We start from the raw sequence: 15,572 nt of genomic DNA on the forward strand, positions 1-15,572 counted from the left end.
ATCGGACCGTCCCGTCAACCGGCCAAAAGGGACAGGAGCCAGGCCTTGAACGCGTTGTTGTACAGCGCGAGCGAGGTCAGGGACATGAGGAAGCCGAACGCGATCAGCGTGATGACGTCCGTCTTCTTGTCGCGGACGGCCAGTTGCCCGTCGAACCCGGCGAACCGGAGCGCGGCGGCGACCATCAGCACGCCGCCCAGCGCGAACCCGCCCCAGCGCGGGTCCACCAACAGGATCACGAGCACGGCGGCGACCGCTCCCGCCACGATCAGCGGGAACGGTCCCCAGCGTTCACGTTCGTTCTCTCGGCTCAACGCTCTTCTATTGGCTTCCACTTCTGATCGCGCTCGCCAATGTATTCACTGTCGGGCCGGATCAGCCTGTTGTCGGCATGCTGCTCGATCACGTGCGCGGTCCAGCCGGACATGCGGCTGATCGAGAAGACGGGGGTGAACAGGGCCGTCGGAATGCCAAGGTAGTGGTAGACCGACGCCGCGTAGAAATCGACGTTCGGATAGAGGCCCTTCGTCTCGAAGACGACCTCCTCCATCTCCTTCGACATCCGGTAGTAGGTGTCGTCGCCGGCGGCCTCGGCCAGCTCGGCGGACATGCGGCGCAGGTGCGTCGCGCGCGGGTCCTCGGTCTTGTAGACGCGGTGGCCGAAGCCCATGATCTTCTCGCCCGCGGCGAGCTTGTCGCGCACGGCCTGGGCCACCCCGCCCGGCGGGATCGACTCCAGGGTCTTCATGACCTGCTCGTTCGCGCCGCCGTGCAGCGGGCCCTTCAGCGTGCCGATGGCCGCGACGATGGCCGAGTGCATGTCCGACAGGGTCGCGGCGCAGACGCGGGCGGCGAACGTCGAGGCGTTCATCGTGTGGTCGGCGTGCAGCACCAGGCACTCGTCGAAGATCTCGACCGCGCGCCGCTCGGGGGCGCGTCCGGTGACCTGGAGCAGGAAGTTTCCGGCGATGCTGAGCTCGGGGTCGGCCTCGGGGGCCGCGCCGCCGGTGCGCGCGGCGTGGTAGCGGGCGACCAGCACGGGCTGCTGCGCGGTCAGGCGGGCCGCCTTGCGCAGGTTCGCGTCGGGGGCGGTGGAGTCCTTGTCGGGGTCGTCGGCGCCCGAGAGTGAGACGAGGGAGCGGAGCGCCTCCATGGGTTTCTGCTTCTCGGCGATCTCCGCCACGTTGGCGGCGACCAGCGCGCCGAGCTCCCTGCCCTGGGCCAGGTCGGCGCCGTACGCCGCCAGCTGGGCCCGGTCGGGCAGCCTGCCGTGCTGCAGCAGGTACGCGGTCTCCTCGAACGTCGCTCGGCCGGCCAGATCGTGGATGTCGTATCCACGGTAGAAGAGGCGACCGGCCTTGCCGTCGATGTCGCTCAGCGCTGTGGACGCGGCGACGACATCGGCCAGGCCTTTCGTGGGCTTGTCCGCCATGAGTGTTTCCTCCGCTTATCTTCCTCCGAAGTCTACCCGTGAGCAGGTAAAACCGTCCGCAGAGGTCCAGACCAATTTCACGGGGGATTCTCCTTTCGGCAAAGGAGATTCCGCATCCCCTCGGTTGGGTAAGCCGGAGCTGTAGTAATAGTTACGGCGGGCTACCTGGGGAGGAACTGCCGTGGAGGGGCCGTTCATACGCATCGAGGACACCGGCGACGTGGTCCCGTTGCGCCCCGAGATCACGACGGTCGGGAGAGGCCGGGGTGTGGACATCCGGCTCACCGACCCCAGTGTGTCTCGACTCCATGCCGAGTTCGTCAGACGAGGACCCTACCTGTACGTCGTTGATCTGGGCCTGTCCCGCAACGGCACACGGGTGAACGGCAGGCCGATCGCCCGGAGGGTCCTTGACGACGGAGACGTCGTCTCGTTCGGCGCGGCGCGGGGTCGCATCGGTGGAGTCCCCCGTGAGGACTTCACCCCCGAGGTCGAGCTGCGCAGGGCGGCGGCGCCCGAGCTGACCAGGCGCGAGGTCGATGTGCTGACCTCGCTCTGCAGGCCGGCGCTGTCCGACGAGGCGTTCGTCGCTCCGGCGACGGCGCGCGAGATCGCCGACGACCTGGTCGTGACCGAAGCCGCGGTCAAGCAGCACCTGCTGCGGCTGTACCAGAAGTTCAGGATTCCTGAGGGCACCAACCGCCGCACGCGCCTCGCCAACGAGGTCGTCGCGCTCGGGCTGGTGCGCCCGACCCCTGTGGTGCCACCACAGCGGTCGGCGGGCGCCGCGGCTGAGCAGCAGCCGTCGGCGGCCGGTAGGAGGGCTTCCTAGAGGGAGCCAGATCGCGACCGGGGCTTCGGCGAGGGGTTCCGGCAGCGTCGGAACCATCGAGAGATCACCGTGCCCATCCCTGCTGGGCGCGGAACGGGCGACGGCGGGCGACCGCGGGCCGACAGGCCGGTGGCGCGCGCCCCGCTCGTCGCCGGTCAGGGAACGTGCCGGCGACGCGCGCTGGTGAGCCATGCGCTCGTCGCCGGAGGTCAGCGTTCCTTCACCGGTGTCCTTCGGAGCACCGGGGCCTTTCAGATCAGCCGGGTCTTTCGGATCGCCCGGGCCTTTCAGATCAGCCGGGTCTTTCAGATCACCCGGAAACCGTGGCTGGGCTTGCTGGTCCTGTTGGCCCGGTCGACGGCGACCGCGTAGTAGTGGTCGCCGCGCTTGCCGTCGGGGTCCGTCCAGCGGATCTGGCGGTCGGCGGGCACGACGGCGACCAGGTTGCGCGCGTCGGCGAAGGCGTTCTGGCCGGCCTCTCCCGGGAACCGGAAGATGGCGAACTGGAACGGCTCGTCCCGGCCGGTGGCGACCACGCGCACCTCGACGCCGCCGGTGCGGCGCAGCGCGTACGCCACCACCGGGCGGCGCGGCGGCTCGCCGTTCGCCAGGCGGGGCAGCACGGGCGCGAGCGCGGGCCGCTGGTAGTGGTCGTTGACGGCGGTCGTGATGGAGGCGAGCCGGTCCACCTTGACGTCGTTGGCGTTGTACCAGATGTCGCCGCTGATCTCGGGGTGGGCGCGGTTGAGGGTCAGGTGCCTGGACAGCTCGTCCGGCTTCTGCCACTCGGCGGCCTGGGCCGGGTCGCCCGCCTTGTACGCCGCCTGCCCGATCCACAGCAGCGTGTTCGTGCCCGCGGCCACGTCCGACCACCACGGGACGAGCTTGGAGTAGTCGGCCGGCGGCTGCCCGATGTACCAGTAGAGCTGCGGCGCGATGTAGTCCAGCCAGCCCTTCTTGACCCAGCCGCGGGTGTCGGCGTGCAGGTTGTCGTAGGACTGGCCGCCGTTGGTCTCGGAGCCGAGCGGGTCGGTGCCCTTGTTGCGCCAGATGCCCGACGGGCTGATGCCCCAGGCGATCTCCGGCTTGGCCGCGAGGACGCGCTGCTGCATCTCGCTGACCATCAGGTCGACGTTGTTGCGCCGCCAGGAGGCCAGGTCGGGGAAGCCGGCGCCGTACTTGGCGAAGGCGGCGCTGTCGTCGAAAGCAGTGGTGTTGGTCGGGTAGAAGTAGTCGTCGAAGTGCAGGCCGTCGATGTCGTAGCGGGTGATCGCGTCCATCATCGCGTCCTGGCAGAACTTGCGGACCTCGGGCATGCCCGGGTTGTAGTAGAGCTTGCCGCCGAACGGCAGGATCCAGTCGGGGTTCTTGCGGCCGGGGTGATCGGGGTGCAGCTTGCTCGGGTCGGGCTGCATCGACACGCGGTAGGGGTTGAACCAGGCGTGGAAGGCCAGGCCGCGCTTGTGGGTCTCCTCCACGGCGAACCCGAGCGGGTCGTAGCCGGGGTCCTGGCCCTGGGTGCCGGTCAGGTACTGCGACCAGGGCTCGAACGGCGACGGCCAGAACGCGTCGGCGGTGGGCCTGATCTGCACGAACACGGAGTTGAGCTTGCGCTGCACGGCCACGTCGAGCCAGGCGAGGTATTCGGCCTTCTGCTCGTCGGCGCTCAGCCCCGGCTTCGAGGGCCAGTTGATGTTGACGACGGAAGCGATCCACATGCCGCGCATCTGACGCAGCGGGGGGACGTAGTCTGCCTGGGCGAAGGCCGGCAGCGGCACGGCGGACGCGGCGGCGGCGAGAGCGAGACCCTTCAGGAGAGTCCTTCTGCTGGGCATGGGGGGTGGCCTCTCGACAATGGTTGTGTCGAGGGCGACGATGACAGAAAATTACCTTCAGATCAACAACCGTGAAGGAAAATGCCGCATGAGCGCAGAGCTGGTCCGACTTGCGATGACGGTGCTCCAGCCGGGGTTCGAAGGGACGTCGCCTCCCGACTGGCTGCGCCGCGCGCTGGGCGAGGGCCTGGGCGGCGTCATCCTGTTCGCCCGCAACTCCATCGGCGAGCAGCTCGTCCGTTCGGTGCGCGCCGAGAACCCCGGCGCGATCGTCGCGATCGACGAGGAGGGCGGCGCGGTCACCCGGCTCGAAGTGCTCGCCGGCAGCTCCTTCCCCGGCAACCGGGCGCTGGGCGTGGCCGACGACGTCGAGCTGACCGAGCGGGTCGGCCGGCAGATCGGCCGGATGCTCGCCGAGCTCGACATCTCCCTCGACTACGCCCCCTCGGCCGACGTGAACGCCAACCCGGAGAACCCGGTCATCGGCGTGCGCTCGTTCGGGCCCGACCCCGAGCTGGTCGCCCGGCACACCGTCGCGTACGTGGCCGGGGTGCAGGGCGCGGGCGTGGCCGCCTGCGCCAAGCACTTCCCCGGGCACGGCGACACGACCACCGACTCCCACCTGGCGCTGCCCACCGTGCACGCCTCGCGGGCGGTGCTCGACGAGCGCGACCTGCCGCCGTTCCGGGCCGCCATCGCGCACGGGGTGCGCTCGATCATGTCCGGCCACCTGCTCGTGCCCGCGCTCGACCCGTCGATGCCGGCCACGCTCAGCCACAGCGCCCTGACCGACCTGCTCAGAGGGGAGCTCGGCTTCGACGGCGTGGTGGTCACCGACGCGATCGAGATGCAGGCCGTGGCCGCCATGTTCGGCCCCGGCGAGATCGCGGTGCGCGCGCTGGCCGCCGGCGCCGACACCATCTGCGCCGGCCGGGCCGACGAGCGGAGCCTGCACGAGATGCGCGACGCCGTCGTCGAGGCGGTGCGCACGGGCCGGCTGGCCGAGGAGCGGCTGGCCGAGGCGGCCGGCCGGGTGCTCGCCCTGTCCGCCTGGTACGCCGAGCGCTCCGAACTGCGCGACAAGGCCCGCGCCGACATCGACGAGGGCGTCGGCCTGGAGGCCGCCAGGGCCGCGCTGACCACGACCGGAACCGCCGTGCTCGACCGGGGGCCGCTGGTCGTGGAGGTCAACACCCGGCTCAACCAGGCGGTCGATCCCGCCACGCCGACCGGCATCGCGGCGGCGCTGGCCGCCCGGCTGCCGAACACCGCCAGGGTGCGCCTCGACCGCGACGGCGAGCTGCCCGCCTTCGACGACCGTCCCGTGGTGCTCGTGGTGCACGACGCGGCCCGGCACCCGTGGGTGCGCGAGGCGCTGGCGCGGGCGCTGGCCGTCCGGCCCGACGCGATCGTGGTGGACACCGGCATCAGCGACGCGCCCGTCGGGGCCGCCCACCTCGCCACGCACGGCATCTCCCGCGTCTCCGCGCAGGCGGCGGCCGAATGGCTGACCCGTTGAACACCGAGCCCGCGAACCCGGTCGCCACCGTGCGGGCGGTGCTGCCGTCGCTGACCCCGGCGGCGCAGGCCATCGGGCGCATCATCCTGGACGACCCCGGGCTGGTCGTGCGGAGCACGATCACCGAGTTCAGCGCGGTGTCGGGCACCAGCGAGGCCACGATCGTGCGCACCGCGCGGGCGCTCGGCTTCGCCGGTTACTCGCAGATGCGCTTCGCGCTGGCCGCCGCCGTGGCCAAGCAGCCCGAACGCCTGGTGCCCGGCGACCTGGCCCCCGACGACCCGCTGACCGACGTGATCGCCAAGGTGGCGCGGGCGGAGTCCGACGCGCTGGCGGACACGGCGGCGCAGCTCGACCCCGACCAGCTCGGCGAGGTCGTCCAGGCCATCGCGGTGGCCCGGCGGGTGGACGTCTACGGCGTGGCGGCCTCGGGGCTGGTGGCCGCCGACATGTCGCAGAAGCTGCTGCGCATCGGCCTGTCCAGCCATCCGTTCAGCGACGCCCACCTGGCCCTGACCAGCGCGGCGCTGCTGCGGGACGGCGACGTGGCGGTGGCCATCAGCTGCAGCGGCGAGACCCCCGACGTGCTGGTCCCGGCCCGTACGGCGGCCGAGGCGGGGGCGCTGATCGTGGCCATCACCAACAACCCGCGCTCGTCGCTGGCCGACCTGGCCAGCCACACGCTGGTGTCGGCCGGCCGGGAGACCGCCTTCCGGCCCGGCGCGCTGGCCAGCCGGATCAGCCAGTTGCTGATCGTCGACTGCATCTTCGTCGGCCTGGCCCAGCGCACCTACGACCGGGCCGAGGCGGCGATCCGGGCCACCCGCGACGCGACCGACCGCTACCGCAACCGGTGACCGGCGACCGGCGTGACGGCGTCAGGCGCGGGTCACCGAGACCTTCGCCAGGTCGGCCTCGATGCGCGCCGCCGCGGCCAGGAGCTCGGGCAGCAGCCCGGTCCTGACCTGGTGCAGGGTGGTACGTCCAGCGTGCGTGGAGACGTTCACGGCGGCGACCGTACGGCCGGCGTGGTCGCGTACGGGCGCGGCGACGGACCGCAGGCCCTCCTCCAGCTCCTGGTCCACCATCGCCCAGCCGCGCAGGCGCACCTGGTCCAGCTCGTCCCGCAGCGCGCCGGGCAGCACGACGGTCCGGGAGGTCAGCCGGCGTAACGCGGCCCGGCCCAGGTAGGCGTCCAGGTCGCCGGGCGGCAGGGCGGACAGCAGCACCCGGCCCATCGACGTGCAGTAGGCCGGGAAGCGGGTGCCGATGCTGATCGACACGCTCATGATCCGGGCGGTGGCGACGCGGGCGACGTACACGACGTCCTCGCCGTCGAGGACCGCGACCGAGGCGGACTCGTGCACCTCGGCGGCCAGCCGTTCCAGGTGCGGGCCGGCGACCTCGGGCAGCGACAGGCCGGACAGGTAGGCGTACCCCAGCTCCAGGACGCGCGGGGTGAGCGCGAACAGCCGGCCGTCGTTGCGCACGTAGCCGAGGTCGGCGAGCGTGATGAGGAAGCGCCTGGCGGCGGCGCGGCTGAGGCCGGTCGCCCGCGCCACCTGGCTGAGCGTCAGCTCGGGCGCCGCGGCGCTGAACGCGCGGATCACCGCCAGCCCTCTGGCCAGCGACTGCACATGATCGACCATGGTGATCCCTTGACAGAAGCCGACAAGGGCGTAGTTTCCGCCATATGGAGCTGTTCGGACAGAGAATACCTGTGCGCATGGCGAACACCTAGGAGCAGCCGTGCGTCGCGCTCTCATCATCCTCGCCGCCCTGCTCCTGGCCGCCTGCGGCGGCCCGCCGGGCACGACGGCGGGAGGCAGGGACAAGGTCAACGCCGGAGTGATCGCGATCGTCGACACCGCGCCCATCCATCTGGGCAGGGCCAAGGGCTTCTTCGCCGAGCAGGGCATCGACCTGACGATCACCCCCGTGCAGGGCGGCGCGGCCAGCATCTCGGGGGCGGTCGGCGGGCAGTTCCAGTTCGCCTTCGCCAACACCACCTCCCTGCTGACCGCCAAGCAGCAGGGGCTGGACGTGAAAGTGGTGGCCAACGGCGTCTCCTCGACCGGGCGGCCGGGCGCGGACTTCAGCGCGGTGCTGGTCGAGCCGGACAGCCCGATCAGGTCGGCCAAGGACCTGGCGGGCCGCCGCATCTCGGTCAACCAGCTCAGGAACATCGGCGACACGACCATCCGGGCCTCGGTCCGCAAGGCGGGCGGCGACCCCGACGGCATCGAGTTCGTCGAGCTGCCCTTCCCCGACGCGCCCGCCGCCCTGCGCAGCGGCCGGGTGGACGCCATCTGGGTGGTCGAGCCGTTCGTCAGCCAGGCGATCAGCCAGGGGGCGCGGCCGGTGGCCTGGAACTTCGCCGAGGCGACCCCGCGACTCACCGTCGCCATGTACTTCACCACCGGCCGCACCGACTCCGGCCTGACCAGGCGGTTCACCGCGGCGATGCGCAAGTCCCTGGAGTACGCCGACGGCCATCCCGACGAGGTGCGGCAGATCCTCGGGACGTACACGAAGATCGCGCCTGAGGTGATCGCGAAGATCCACCTGCCGAAGTGGCCGGTCGAGGTCGACAAGGCGTCCGTGCAGGCCATCGCCGACCTGGCGCTGGCCGACGGCGTGCTGACGAAGAGGATCGACGTGTCCGCGCTGGTCCCGTGAGGCGCGACCTGCTCCACGGGCTCGCCGGGCTGGGCGGCCTGCTCGCGCTGGTGGAGGCCGTGCCGCGGCTCGGCCTGGTGGACGAGCGGTTCCTGCCCCCGGCCACGCGCATCCTGGGCGCGCTCGCCGCCGAGCTGGCCACCGCCCGGCTCTGGATCGCGCTCGGCGAGACCATGCGCGGCTGGGCGCTCGGGCTGGCGCTGGCGTTCTGCGCGGCGGTCGTGGCCGGCGTGCTGATCGGGACCGTGCCGGGGCTGCGGGCGCTGACCGGCTCGACGGTGGAGTTCCTGCGGCCGATCCCGTCGGTCGCGCTGGTGCCGCTGGCCACGCTGCTGTTCGGCGCCACGCTCGGCTCGACGCTGCTGCTCGTGGTGTACGCCGCCTTCTGGCAGGTGCTCGTCCAGGTCCTGTACGGCGTCGCCGCCGTCGATCCCGTCGCCCACGACACCGCCCGCTCCTACGGGTTGTCGGCCTGGTCGCGGATCAGGCACCTGATGTGGCCGACGGCGCTGCCGTACGTGATGACCGGGCTGCGGCTGGCGGCGGCGGTGGCGTTCATCCTGGCGGTGACGGCCGAGCTGGTGATCGGCAGCCCCGGGCTCGGCGCGGAGATCCAGGTGGCGCAGAGCAGCGGCGCCGTGCCCGACGTGTACGCGCTGATCGTGCTCGCGGGCGGCGTCGGCATCGCGGTCAACGCGGCCGTGCGGCTGCTCGAACGCCGGGTGCTGGCCTGGCATCCGGCCGTGCGCTCGGAGGCGGCGGCGTGAGGGCGCTCAGGCTGGTCGCCCTGCCCGCGGCGCTGGTGCTGCTCTGGTGGGCGGTCGGCGGCAGCACGTTCTACCTGCCGGGCCCGGCCGAGGTGGGCCGGGCCTTCGCCGCGACGTGGTTGTCCCGGCGGCTGCTCGACGACGTGCTGCCGAGCCTCGCTCGGCTGCTGGCGGGCTACGCGGTGGCCGGGCTGCTCGGGGTGGGGCTGGGCGTGCCGATCGGGCTGTCGCGGCGGCTGCGGGCCACGCTGGAACCGGTGCTGGAGTTCTTCAGGGCCATCCCGCCGCCGGTGCTGGTGCCGCTGATCATGCTGCTGGCCGGGATCGACACGGCCATGAAGGTGCTGGTCATCGTGTCGGGCTGTGTGTGGCCCGTCCTGCTCAACACCGTGGAGGGCGTACGGGCGCTGGACGAGGTGCTGTCGGACACCTGCCGCATGTACGGCGTGCGCGGCGCCGCCAGGCTGCGCCGGTTCGTGCTGCGCGGCGCGAGCCCGCAGATCATGACCGGGCTGCGGCAGGCGCTGTCCATCGGGATCATCCTCATGGTCATCAGCGAGATGTTCGGCGGTTCCAGCGGGCTCGGGTTCACGATCGTGCTGTTCCAGCGGCAGTTCCAGATCGCCGAGATGTGGAGCGGCATCCTGCTGCTCGGGCTGCTCGGCCTCGGGCTGTCGCTGCTCTTCCGCCGCCTGGAGCGGTGGGTGCTGGCCTGGTACCACGGCGGCGGTGCCGCCCGTGCTTGAGATCCGCGGGCTGAACAAGGTCTACCGGAGCCCCGGCCGCCGGGTGGAGGCGATCGGCTCGGTCACCTTCGGCGTCGCGGCGGGCGAGCTGGTGTGCGTGGTGGGGCCGTCCGGCTGCGGCAAGACGACGCTGCTGCGGTGCGTGGCCGGGCTGCTGCCGGTCAGCGGGGGCGAGGTGCGGGTGGCCGGCGAGCCGGTGACCGGGCCGCCGCCGCGCATGGCCGTCGTCTTCCAGGAGTACGGCCGCAGCCTGTTCCCCTGGATGACCGTCCGGCAGAACGTCGAGCTGCCGCTGCGGGAGAAGCGGGTGCCGCGCGCGCGGCGGGCGGAGCTGGTGACCGGGTCGCTGGCGGCGGTCGGGCTGGCCGACGTGGCCGGCGCCCATCCGTGGCAGCTCTCGGGCGGCATGCAGCAGCGCGTGGCGATCGCGCGGGCCGTGGCCTACGAGCCGCAGATCCTGCTCATGGACGAGCCGTTCGCCGCCGTGGACGCGCAGACCAGGGCCGACCTGGAAGACCTGATCCTGCGGCTCTGGCGGGACCTGGAGGTGACCACGCTGTTCGTCACCCACGACATCGACGAGGCCGTCTACCTGGGGCAACGGGTGATCGTGCTGTCGTCGTCGCCGACGTCGGTCATGGAGGACCTGCCCATCGACCTGCCGCGCGACCGGGACCAGCTCACCACCCGGTCGCTGCCGCGTTTCGGCGAGCTGCGCGGGCAGGTCTACCGGCGGATCCAGCAGGCGAGAGGGGCACGATGAGCACAGTGAGGGCGGCGGCGTTCGAGGTGCTGCGGCGGCACGGCCTGACGACGATCTTCGGCAACCCCGGCTCGACCGAGGTGTCGCTGCTGACCGGGCTGCCGGACGACCTCCGCTTCGTGCTCGCGCTGCACGAGGGCTCGGTCGTCGGCATGGCCACCGGCTGGGCCATCGGGCACGCCGAGCCCGCGCTGGCCGTGCTGCACACCACGGCCGGGCTGGGCAACGCGGTGGGCGCCCTGGCCACGGCCCGGGTGAACCGGGCGCCCCTGGTCGTCCTGGTGGGGCAGCAGGACCGGCGGCACCTGGCGCTGGAGCCGTTCCTCGCCGGGCGGCTGGCCGGGCTGGCCGGCGACTACCCGGTGTGGACCGACCAGCCGGTGCGGGCCCAGGATGTGCCGGGCGCGCTGGCCAGGGCCTTTCACGAGGCGGTCACGCACCGGGGCCCCGCGCTGGTCGTGGTGCCGATGGACGACTGGGACGCGCCCTTCGCCGGCGAGACCCCGGCGGCCCCGGCCCGGGTGCTGCGGCCGGCCGCCGTGCCCGACGCCGGCCTGACGCCGCTGGTCGAGCTGCTGACCGGGGCGCGGTCCCCGGCAGTCGTGGCGGGGGCGGGGGCGTCCTGGGGGCCGCTGGTGCGGTTGGCCGAGCGGCTGGCGTGCCCGGTGTTCCAGGAGTCGTTCGGGGCGCTGGCGGGGTTCCCGCAGGACCATCCGCAGTACGCGGGGGTGCTGCCGGCCGACCGGGGGCGGCTGCGGGCCGTGCTCGCGCCGCACGACGTCGTGCTGGCCGTGGGCGCGCCGGTGTTCCGGCAGTACCCGTACGCGCCGGGGCCGCTGGTCGAGCCGGGGACGGCGGTCGCCGTGGTCACCGACGACCCGGCCGAGGCGCACCGGAGCCCGGCCGACCTGGCCGTCCTGGCCCCGCCGGGAGTCGTCTGCGAGCGGCTGGCGGCCCTGCTGCCGGCCCGTCCCGCCGCTCCGGCGGCCGTTCCACCGGCCCCGGCCCCGCAGGCGCCCGGCGGGGAGCCGTTGCGGCCCGCGTACGTGCTGCGCGAGCTGGCCCGGCGGCTGCCCCGCGACGTCGTGCTGCTGGAGGAGACGCCGTCGTCCCGTCCCGACCTGCACCGGCTCGTCCCGGCCAGGAACCCGCTGGGCTTCGTCTCGGCGGCCATGGGCGGGCTCGGGTTCGCCGTGCCGGCCGCGGTCGGCCTGCGCATGGCGCTGCCCGCGCGCCCGGTGGTCGCGGTCGTGGGCGACGGCTCGGCGCTGTACGGCGTGCACGCCCTGTGGAGCGCCGCCCACTACCGGGTGGGCGCGCTGTTCGTCGTGCTCGCCAACGGCCGCTACGCGGTCATGGACCGGCTGGCCGACCGGCAGGGCGGCAAGGCCCCCTGGCCCCCGTTCGCGGAGGTGGACATGGCCGCGCTGGCCAGGTCGCTGGGCTGCCCCGCCCGGCGGGTGGACGGCCCGGCCGAGCTGGGGGCCGTGCTCGACGAGGTGATCCCGTCGCTGGCCGCCCGCGAGGAGCCCCTGCTGCTCGACGTCACCGTGGCCGTGGACCGGGACTTCCAGCCGTGAGCCGGCTCACCAGGCCGGAGGGCGGCGACCGCCGTCGGCTGCCGGGTCGAAGCAGAGCTCGGGGGCGGCGTCCGGCTTGAAGACCTCGTCCAAGGCCCACCGCTCGTACGGGCGGGCGCACGGCGGCGCGCCGGCGATGGCCAGCTCGCGGGCGTCGAGGTCCATGACGACGGAGTAGACCGTGAGGCACTGCTCGGCCGGGCCGGCGTCGGGGTCGAGGTGGCGGCAGACGCCGTCGGGGAAGGAATAGTGGTCGCGCAGGGCGGCGACGACGTGTTCGAGGCCGACCGCGCGCTCGGCGGCGGTGTCCTCCAGCAGGTGGCGCACGCGCTCGGCGCGCAGCAGGGTGAGGCCGGACCTGGCCGCCTTCATGTCCTCCAGCGGCAGCTCGGCCTCGAAGTGGTTGGCGTGGGTGAGCAGGCCGTCGCGCGGCAGCAGCGCGCCGAACGTGCCGGGAGCCATCTCCAGGTCGATGGCCTCGCCGCCGGCGTCGGCGACGAGCAGGTTGCCCGAGGAGACGCGCGGCACGTCGAGCACCTTGCGGTGGGCCCGGCTCATGCGGTCGGACTGCAGCACCCCGCGCAGCAGGAAGTGGTACGGGACCCCGGCCCCGGCGTGGTCGCGGTCGGACTGCAGGCGGTTGGCGCACACCCCGAGCCCCGCCGAGTTGAGCCCGGACTTGGCGAGCATGCCCGCCTCGGCCAGCGTGAGCACCGCGAACCCCTCGGTGTCGCGGGTGGCCAGCAGGAAGGTGACCGCGCCCTGCTCGGGATGCCAGTCCCAGTTCTGGGCGAGCAGGGTGTGGCCGTCGCGGGTGTACTTGGGCAGGACGGCCAGCGAGGTGCAGCCGTCGTCGTGGTAGCCGGTGCCGTCGAGCAGCTCGGTACGGGCGTTGAGCGCGGCGATGTGCTCGACCGGCCGGCCCGCGCCCGCCGCCAGGCCCTCCAGCATGGCGGCGATGCTCGGGTCGTACGCCCTGGCCACGTCGAGGAAGGTCTGGCCCCAGCGCAGCACGTCGGCCGAGGACAGGCCGGACTTGTCACGGAAACGCCGCAGGTAGGTCTCGACGCTCCGCGCGACCAGGTCGGCGGTGCGGCGGCCGACCTCGGCCCCCATCTCCTCGTAGGTGCCCTCGACGGCGATGAGCGGGGTTTCCATGAATCGGCCTTCCGTGATGGGGGTGGGGCTCGCTCTTCTTCCCATTCCCCCCATCAGGGCTTCATCCCCCACCAATCAGGAACGCTCGGCGGCCTCCACGACGTTGGACAGCAGCAGCGCGCGGGTCATCGGCCCGACCCCGCCCGGGTTGGGGGTGAGGAAGCCGGCGACCTCCTCGACGTCGGGGGCCACGTCACCGGCGATCTTGCCGTGCACCCTGGAGACGCCCACGTCGAGGACGGCCGCGCCGGGCTTGACCATGTCCCGCGTGATGAGCTCGGGCACGCCGGCCGCGGCCACGACGATGTCGGCGCGGCGGACGTGGGCGGCCAGGTCGCGGGTGCCGGTGTGGCAGAGGGTCACCGTGGCGTTCTCGCTGCGGCGTGTCAGCAGCAGGCCGAGCGAGCGGCCGACGGTGATGCCGCGGCCCACCACGACGACGTCGGCGCCCTTGATCGGCACGTCGTACTCCTGGAGCAGCAGCACGATGCCGTGGGGCGTGCAGGGCAGGGGCGCGTCGACCATGTGGACGAGGCGGCCGAGGTTGACCGGGTGGAGGCCGTCGGCGTCTTTGGCCGGGTCCATGCGCTCCAGCAGCGCCATCGTGTCGATCTGCTTCGGCAGCGGGAGCTGGACGATGTAGCCGGTGCAGGCCGGGGACGCGTTGAGCTCGTCGACGGCCGCCTCGACGTCCTTCTGGGTGGCGGTGGCCGGCAGGTCGACGCGGATGGAGGCGATGCCGACCTCGGCGCAGTCGCGGTGCTTGCCCGCGACGTAGATCTGGCTGCCCGGGTCGTCGCCCACCAGGACGGTGCCCAGGCCGGGCGTGATGCCGCGGTCCTTGAGCGCGGCCACCCGGGTCGCGAGGTCTGCCTTGATCCTGGCGGCTGTCGCCTTGCCGTCGAGTTTCACTGCGCTCATGCCGTCAATCCTTCCATGACTGCCCGGCTTCCCTGCACCGGCCGCGCGTCCGTCCACAGTTTTTCCACAGATGGGAGGCAGGCGGCGTCCGTTGTCCACAGGGAACCGATGACATCGTTGTCATCGATCAAGGAAGGGCATATCGTGTCGGGCGCCGGCACCCTGTCCTACGGAGGTTCCCCTTGCGCGCCCGCTTCCCCCTGTCACGCCTCGGCGGCCTCCGCCGGCCCGGCCCCCAGGCACACGGATGAGCTGCGTACTCGCCGTCGACATCGGCGGCACCAAGCTCGCCGCCGCGCTGGCCGACGAGACCGGCTCCCTGCTGCGCTCCGCCACGCGGCCCACGCCGCGCGCCGACGTCATGTCCGCCCTGGCGGCCCTGGTCGCGGAGGTGACCGGCGAAGGCCCGCCGCCGCACGCCGTCGGCGTCGGCTGCGCGGGCCCGCTCGACCTCACCACGGGCACGGTGAGCCCGGTGAACATGCCGAGCTGGCGCGGTTTCCCGCTGCGCGCGGAGCTGGAGCGGCTGACCGGCCTGCCCGTGGTGCTGGCCGGCGACGCCCAGTGCATGGCGCTCGGCGAGCACTGGCTGGGCGCCGGGCAGGGCAGCGCGTCGCTGCTCGGCGTCGTCGTGTCCACCGGCATCGGCGGCGGCCTGGTGATCGGCGGCGCGCCGCTGCTCGGCCCGGCGGGCAACGCGGGGCACGTCGGCCACATGAGCGTCGATCCCGGCGGCGAGCGCTGCGAGTGCGGCGGCCGGGGCTGCGTCGAGCGCTACTCCAGCGGCCCCAACCTGGCCCGCTGGGCCCTGGAGAACGGCTGGGCGCCCGCCGGCGACCGCGACGCCAGGGCGCTGGCCGCCGACGCCTCCGCCGGGCATCCGGTGGCGCTGGCGGCCTTCGAGCGCGGCGCCAGGGCGCTGGCCGGTCTGATCGCCTCCACGGCGGCGGCGGTCGAGCTCGACACCGTGGTCATCGGCGGCGGCGTGTCGGCGGCCGGCGCGGTGCTGTTCGGCCCGCTGGAGCGGGCGCTCGACGACGTCGCGGGGCTGGCGTTCGTCCGGGCGGTCCGGGTGCGGCCGACCACGCTGGGCGTGCGCGCGGGCCTGGCCGGGGCGGCCCGGCTGGCCTGGCGGCTGTCCGGCTAGTCGCGCTCGGCGAAGCGGGCCTCGCGGCGCTCGATGATCCGGCGGGTGTACGGGATGAGCTCGACGACCCGGCTGCCGAGGTAGGCACCGATGAAGGCGAGGACCAGCAGGACGAACGGGCTGGTCGAGAAGCCGTTCATGGTCACGAAGGCATGCAGGGTCGCGTCGAGCATGGAAACTCCGGGGGAATGAG

Annotated in this window: 16 protein-coding genes; 9 read left to right on the forward strand and 7 right to left on the reverse strand. The window is 73.0% G+C overall.

The features are described from left to right. Nucleotides 1-14: 14 nt before the first annotated feature. Both ACIBST_RS09690 and ACIBST_RS09695 read right to left on the reverse strand, forming a co-directional pair. Nucleotides 15-314 carry a DUF3017 domain-containing protein gene (locus tag ACIBST_RS09690; protein ID WP_397170530.1) on the reverse strand — a complete coding sequence of 100 codons (300 nt, stop codon included), beginning with the start codon at nt 312-314 and terminating at the stop codon, nt 15-17. Further along, nucleotides 311-1,432, reverse strand: a complete 1,122-nt coding sequence (locus ACIBST_RS09695) for a citrate/2-methylcitrate synthase (protein WP_397170531.1) — start codon at nt 1,430-1,432, stop codon at nt 311-313. Before ACIBST_RS09695 ends, ACIBST_RS09690 begins: the two co-directional genes overlap by 4 nt. Before the next feature lie 181 nt (nt 1,433-1,613). Here ACIBST_RS09695 and ACIBST_RS09700 point away from each other — a divergent pair, with 181 nt between their 5' ends. Continuing rightward, entirely contained in the window at nt 1,614-2,264 is a 651-nt protein-coding gene (locus tag ACIBST_RS09700; protein WP_352362084.1) for an FHA domain-containing protein, read from the forward strand. Between the two features lie 305 nt (nt 2,265-2,569). On the opposite strand, the gene ACIBST_RS09705 is transcribed toward ACIBST_RS09700, so the two are convergent. Then, nucleotides 2,570-4,099 carry a glycoside hydrolase family 10 protein gene (locus ACIBST_RS09705; RefSeq protein WP_397170532.1) on the reverse strand — a complete coding sequence of 510 codons (1,530 nt, stop codon included), beginning with the start codon at nt 4,097-4,099 and terminating at the stop codon, nt 2,570-2,572. An 88-nt stretch (nt 4,100-4,187) separates the two neighbouring features. On the opposite strand from ACIBST_RS09705, the gene ACIBST_RS09710 reads away from it, so the two are divergent. Both ACIBST_RS09710 and ACIBST_RS09715 read left to right on the forward strand, forming a co-directional pair. Further along, the gene (locus tag ACIBST_RS09710) at nt 4,188-5,618 is read left to right on the forward strand and encodes a glycoside hydrolase family 3 protein (RefSeq protein WP_397170534.1); all 1,431 of its coding nucleotides are present in this window, start codon (nt 4,188-4,190) and stop codon (nt 5,616-5,618) included. Then, nucleotides 5,603-6,475: a MurR/RpiR family transcriptional regulator gene (locus ACIBST_RS09715; protein WP_352328557.1), complete on the forward strand. Its 873-nt coding sequence runs from the start codon at nt 5,603-5,605 to the stop codon at nt 6,473-6,475. The genes ACIBST_RS09710 and ACIBST_RS09715 overlap by 16 nt, the downstream gene beginning before the upstream one ends. Before the next feature lie 21 nt (nt 6,476-6,496). On the opposite strand, the gene ACIBST_RS09720 is transcribed toward ACIBST_RS09715, so the two are convergent. Next, entirely contained in the window at nt 6,497-7,267 is a 771-nt protein-coding gene (locus ACIBST_RS09720; RefSeq protein WP_397170536.1) for an IclR family transcriptional regulator C-terminal domain-containing protein, read from the reverse strand. Between the two features lie 100 nt (nt 7,268-7,367). Here ACIBST_RS09720 and ACIBST_RS09725 point away from each other — a divergent pair, with 100 nt between their 5' ends. From ACIBST_RS09725 to ACIBST_RS09745, 5 genes are read left to right on the forward strand one after another with little or no spacing between them, the layout of a single operon-like run. Beyond that, nucleotides 7,368-8,297, forward strand: a complete 930-nt coding sequence (locus ACIBST_RS09725; RefSeq protein ID WP_397170538.1) for an ABC transporter substrate-binding protein — start codon at nt 7,368-7,370, stop codon at nt 8,295-8,297. After that, on the forward strand, nt 8,294-9,064 hold the full coding sequence (locus ACIBST_RS09730; RefSeq protein WP_397170540.1) for an ABC transporter permease: 771 nt from the start codon (nt 8,294-8,296) through the stop codon (nt 9,062-9,064). The genes ACIBST_RS09725 and ACIBST_RS09730 overlap by 4 nt, the downstream gene beginning before the upstream one ends. After that, entirely contained in the window at nt 9,061-9,810 is a 750-nt protein-coding gene (locus ACIBST_RS09735) for an ABC transporter permease (RefSeq protein WP_397170542.1), read from the forward strand. Before ACIBST_RS09730 ends, ACIBST_RS09735 begins: the two co-directional genes overlap by 4 nt. After that, complete coding sequence (locus ACIBST_RS09740) at nt 9,803-10,573, forward strand: ABC transporter ATP-binding protein (RefSeq protein ID WP_397170727.1); 771 nt, start codon at nt 9,803-9,805, stop codon at nt 10,571-10,573. Before ACIBST_RS09735 ends, ACIBST_RS09740 begins: the two co-directional genes overlap by 8 nt. Further along, nucleotides 10,570-12,153, forward strand: a complete 1,584-nt coding sequence (locus tag ACIBST_RS09745) for a thiamine pyrophosphate-dependent enzyme (RefSeq protein WP_397170544.1) — start codon at nt 10,570-10,572, stop codon at nt 12,151-12,153. The genes ACIBST_RS09740 and ACIBST_RS09745 overlap by 4 nt, the downstream gene beginning before the upstream one ends. 6 nt (nt 12,154-12,159) lie before the next feature. Here the strand turns inward: ACIBST_RS09745 and ACIBST_RS09750 are convergent, their stop codons facing one another. Together ACIBST_RS09750 and ACIBST_RS09755 are read right to left on the reverse strand one after the other, a co-directional pair. Further along, nucleotides 12,160-13,311 carry a C45 family autoproteolytic acyltransferase/hydolase gene (locus ACIBST_RS09750; protein ID WP_397170546.1) on the reverse strand — a complete coding sequence of 384 codons (1,152 nt, stop codon included), beginning with the start codon at nt 13,309-13,311 and terminating at the stop codon, nt 12,160-12,162. 75 nt (nt 13,312-13,386) lie between these two features. Then, a complete protein-coding gene (locus ACIBST_RS09755) occupies nt 13,387-14,232 on the reverse strand; it encodes a bifunctional methylenetetrahydrofolate dehydrogenase/methenyltetrahydrofolate cyclohydrolase (RefSeq protein WP_397170547.1) in 846 nt (281 codons plus the stop codon). A gap of 247 nt (nt 14,233-14,479) precedes the next feature. On the opposite strand from ACIBST_RS09755, the gene ACIBST_RS09760 reads away from it, so the two are divergent. Next, on the forward strand, nt 14,480-15,379 hold the full coding sequence (locus tag ACIBST_RS09760) for an ROK family protein (RefSeq protein WP_397170549.1): 900 nt from the start codon (nt 14,480-14,482) through the stop codon (nt 15,377-15,379). On the opposite strand, the gene ACIBST_RS09765 is transcribed toward ACIBST_RS09760, so the two are convergent. Next, entirely contained in the window at nt 15,376-15,552 is a 177-nt protein-coding gene (locus ACIBST_RS09765) for a hypothetical protein (RefSeq protein ID WP_352323910.1), read from the reverse strand. The genes ACIBST_RS09760 and ACIBST_RS09765 overlap by 4 nt on opposite strands. Between the last annotated feature and the right edge of the window lie 20 nt (nt 15,553-15,572).

This window comes from Nonomuraea sp. NPDC049684 (genome assembly GCF_044465345.1).
Classification (GTDB): domain Bacteria; phylum Actinomycetota; class Actinomycetes; order Streptosporangiales; family Streptosporangiaceae; genus Nonomuraea.

What these genes read in the sequence shown, in the direction of transcription:
- ACIBST_RS09695 (WP_397170531.1), bottom strand. Translation starts at nt 1,432, where the DNA reads ATGGCGGACAAGCCCACGAAAGGCCTGGCCGATGTCGTCGCCGCGTCC.
- ACIBST_RS09705 (WP_397170532.1), bottom strand. Translation starts at nt 4,099, where the DNA reads ATGCCCAGCAGAAGGACTCTCCTGAAGGGTCTCGCTCTCGCCGCCGCC.
- ACIBST_RS09710 (WP_397170534.1), top strand. Translation starts at nt 4,188, where the DNA reads ATGAGCGCAGAGCTGGTCCGACTTGCGATGACGGTGCTCCAGCCGGGG.
- ACIBST_RS09715 (WP_352328557.1), top strand. Translation starts at nt 5,603, where the DNA reads ATGGCTGACCCGTTGAACACCGAGCCCGCGAACCCGGTCGCCACCGTG.
- ACIBST_RS09720 (WP_397170536.1), bottom strand. Translation starts at nt 7,267, where the DNA reads ATGGTCGATCATGTGCAGTCGCTGGCCAGAGGGCTGGCGGTGATCCGC.
- ACIBST_RS09745 (WP_397170544.1), top strand. Translation starts at nt 10,570, where the DNA reads ATGAGCACAGTGAGGGCGGCGGCGTTCGAGGTGCTGCGGCGGCACGGC.
- ACIBST_RS09750 (WP_397170546.1), bottom strand. Translation starts at nt 13,311, where the DNA reads ATGGAAACCCCGCTCATCGCCGTCGAGGGCACCTACGAGGAGATGGGG.
- ACIBST_RS09755 (WP_397170547.1), bottom strand. Translation starts at nt 14,232, where the DNA reads ATGAGCGCAGTGAAACTCGACGGCAAGGCGACAGCCGCCAGGATCAAG.
- ACIBST_RS09760 (WP_397170549.1), top strand. Translation starts at nt 14,480, where the DNA reads ATGAGCTGCGTACTCGCCGTCGACATCGGCGGCACCAAGCTCGCCGCC.
- ACIBST_RS09765 (WP_352323910.1), bottom strand. Translation starts at nt 15,552, where the DNA reads ATGCTCGACGCGACCCTGCATGCCTTCGTGACCATGAACGGCTTCTCG.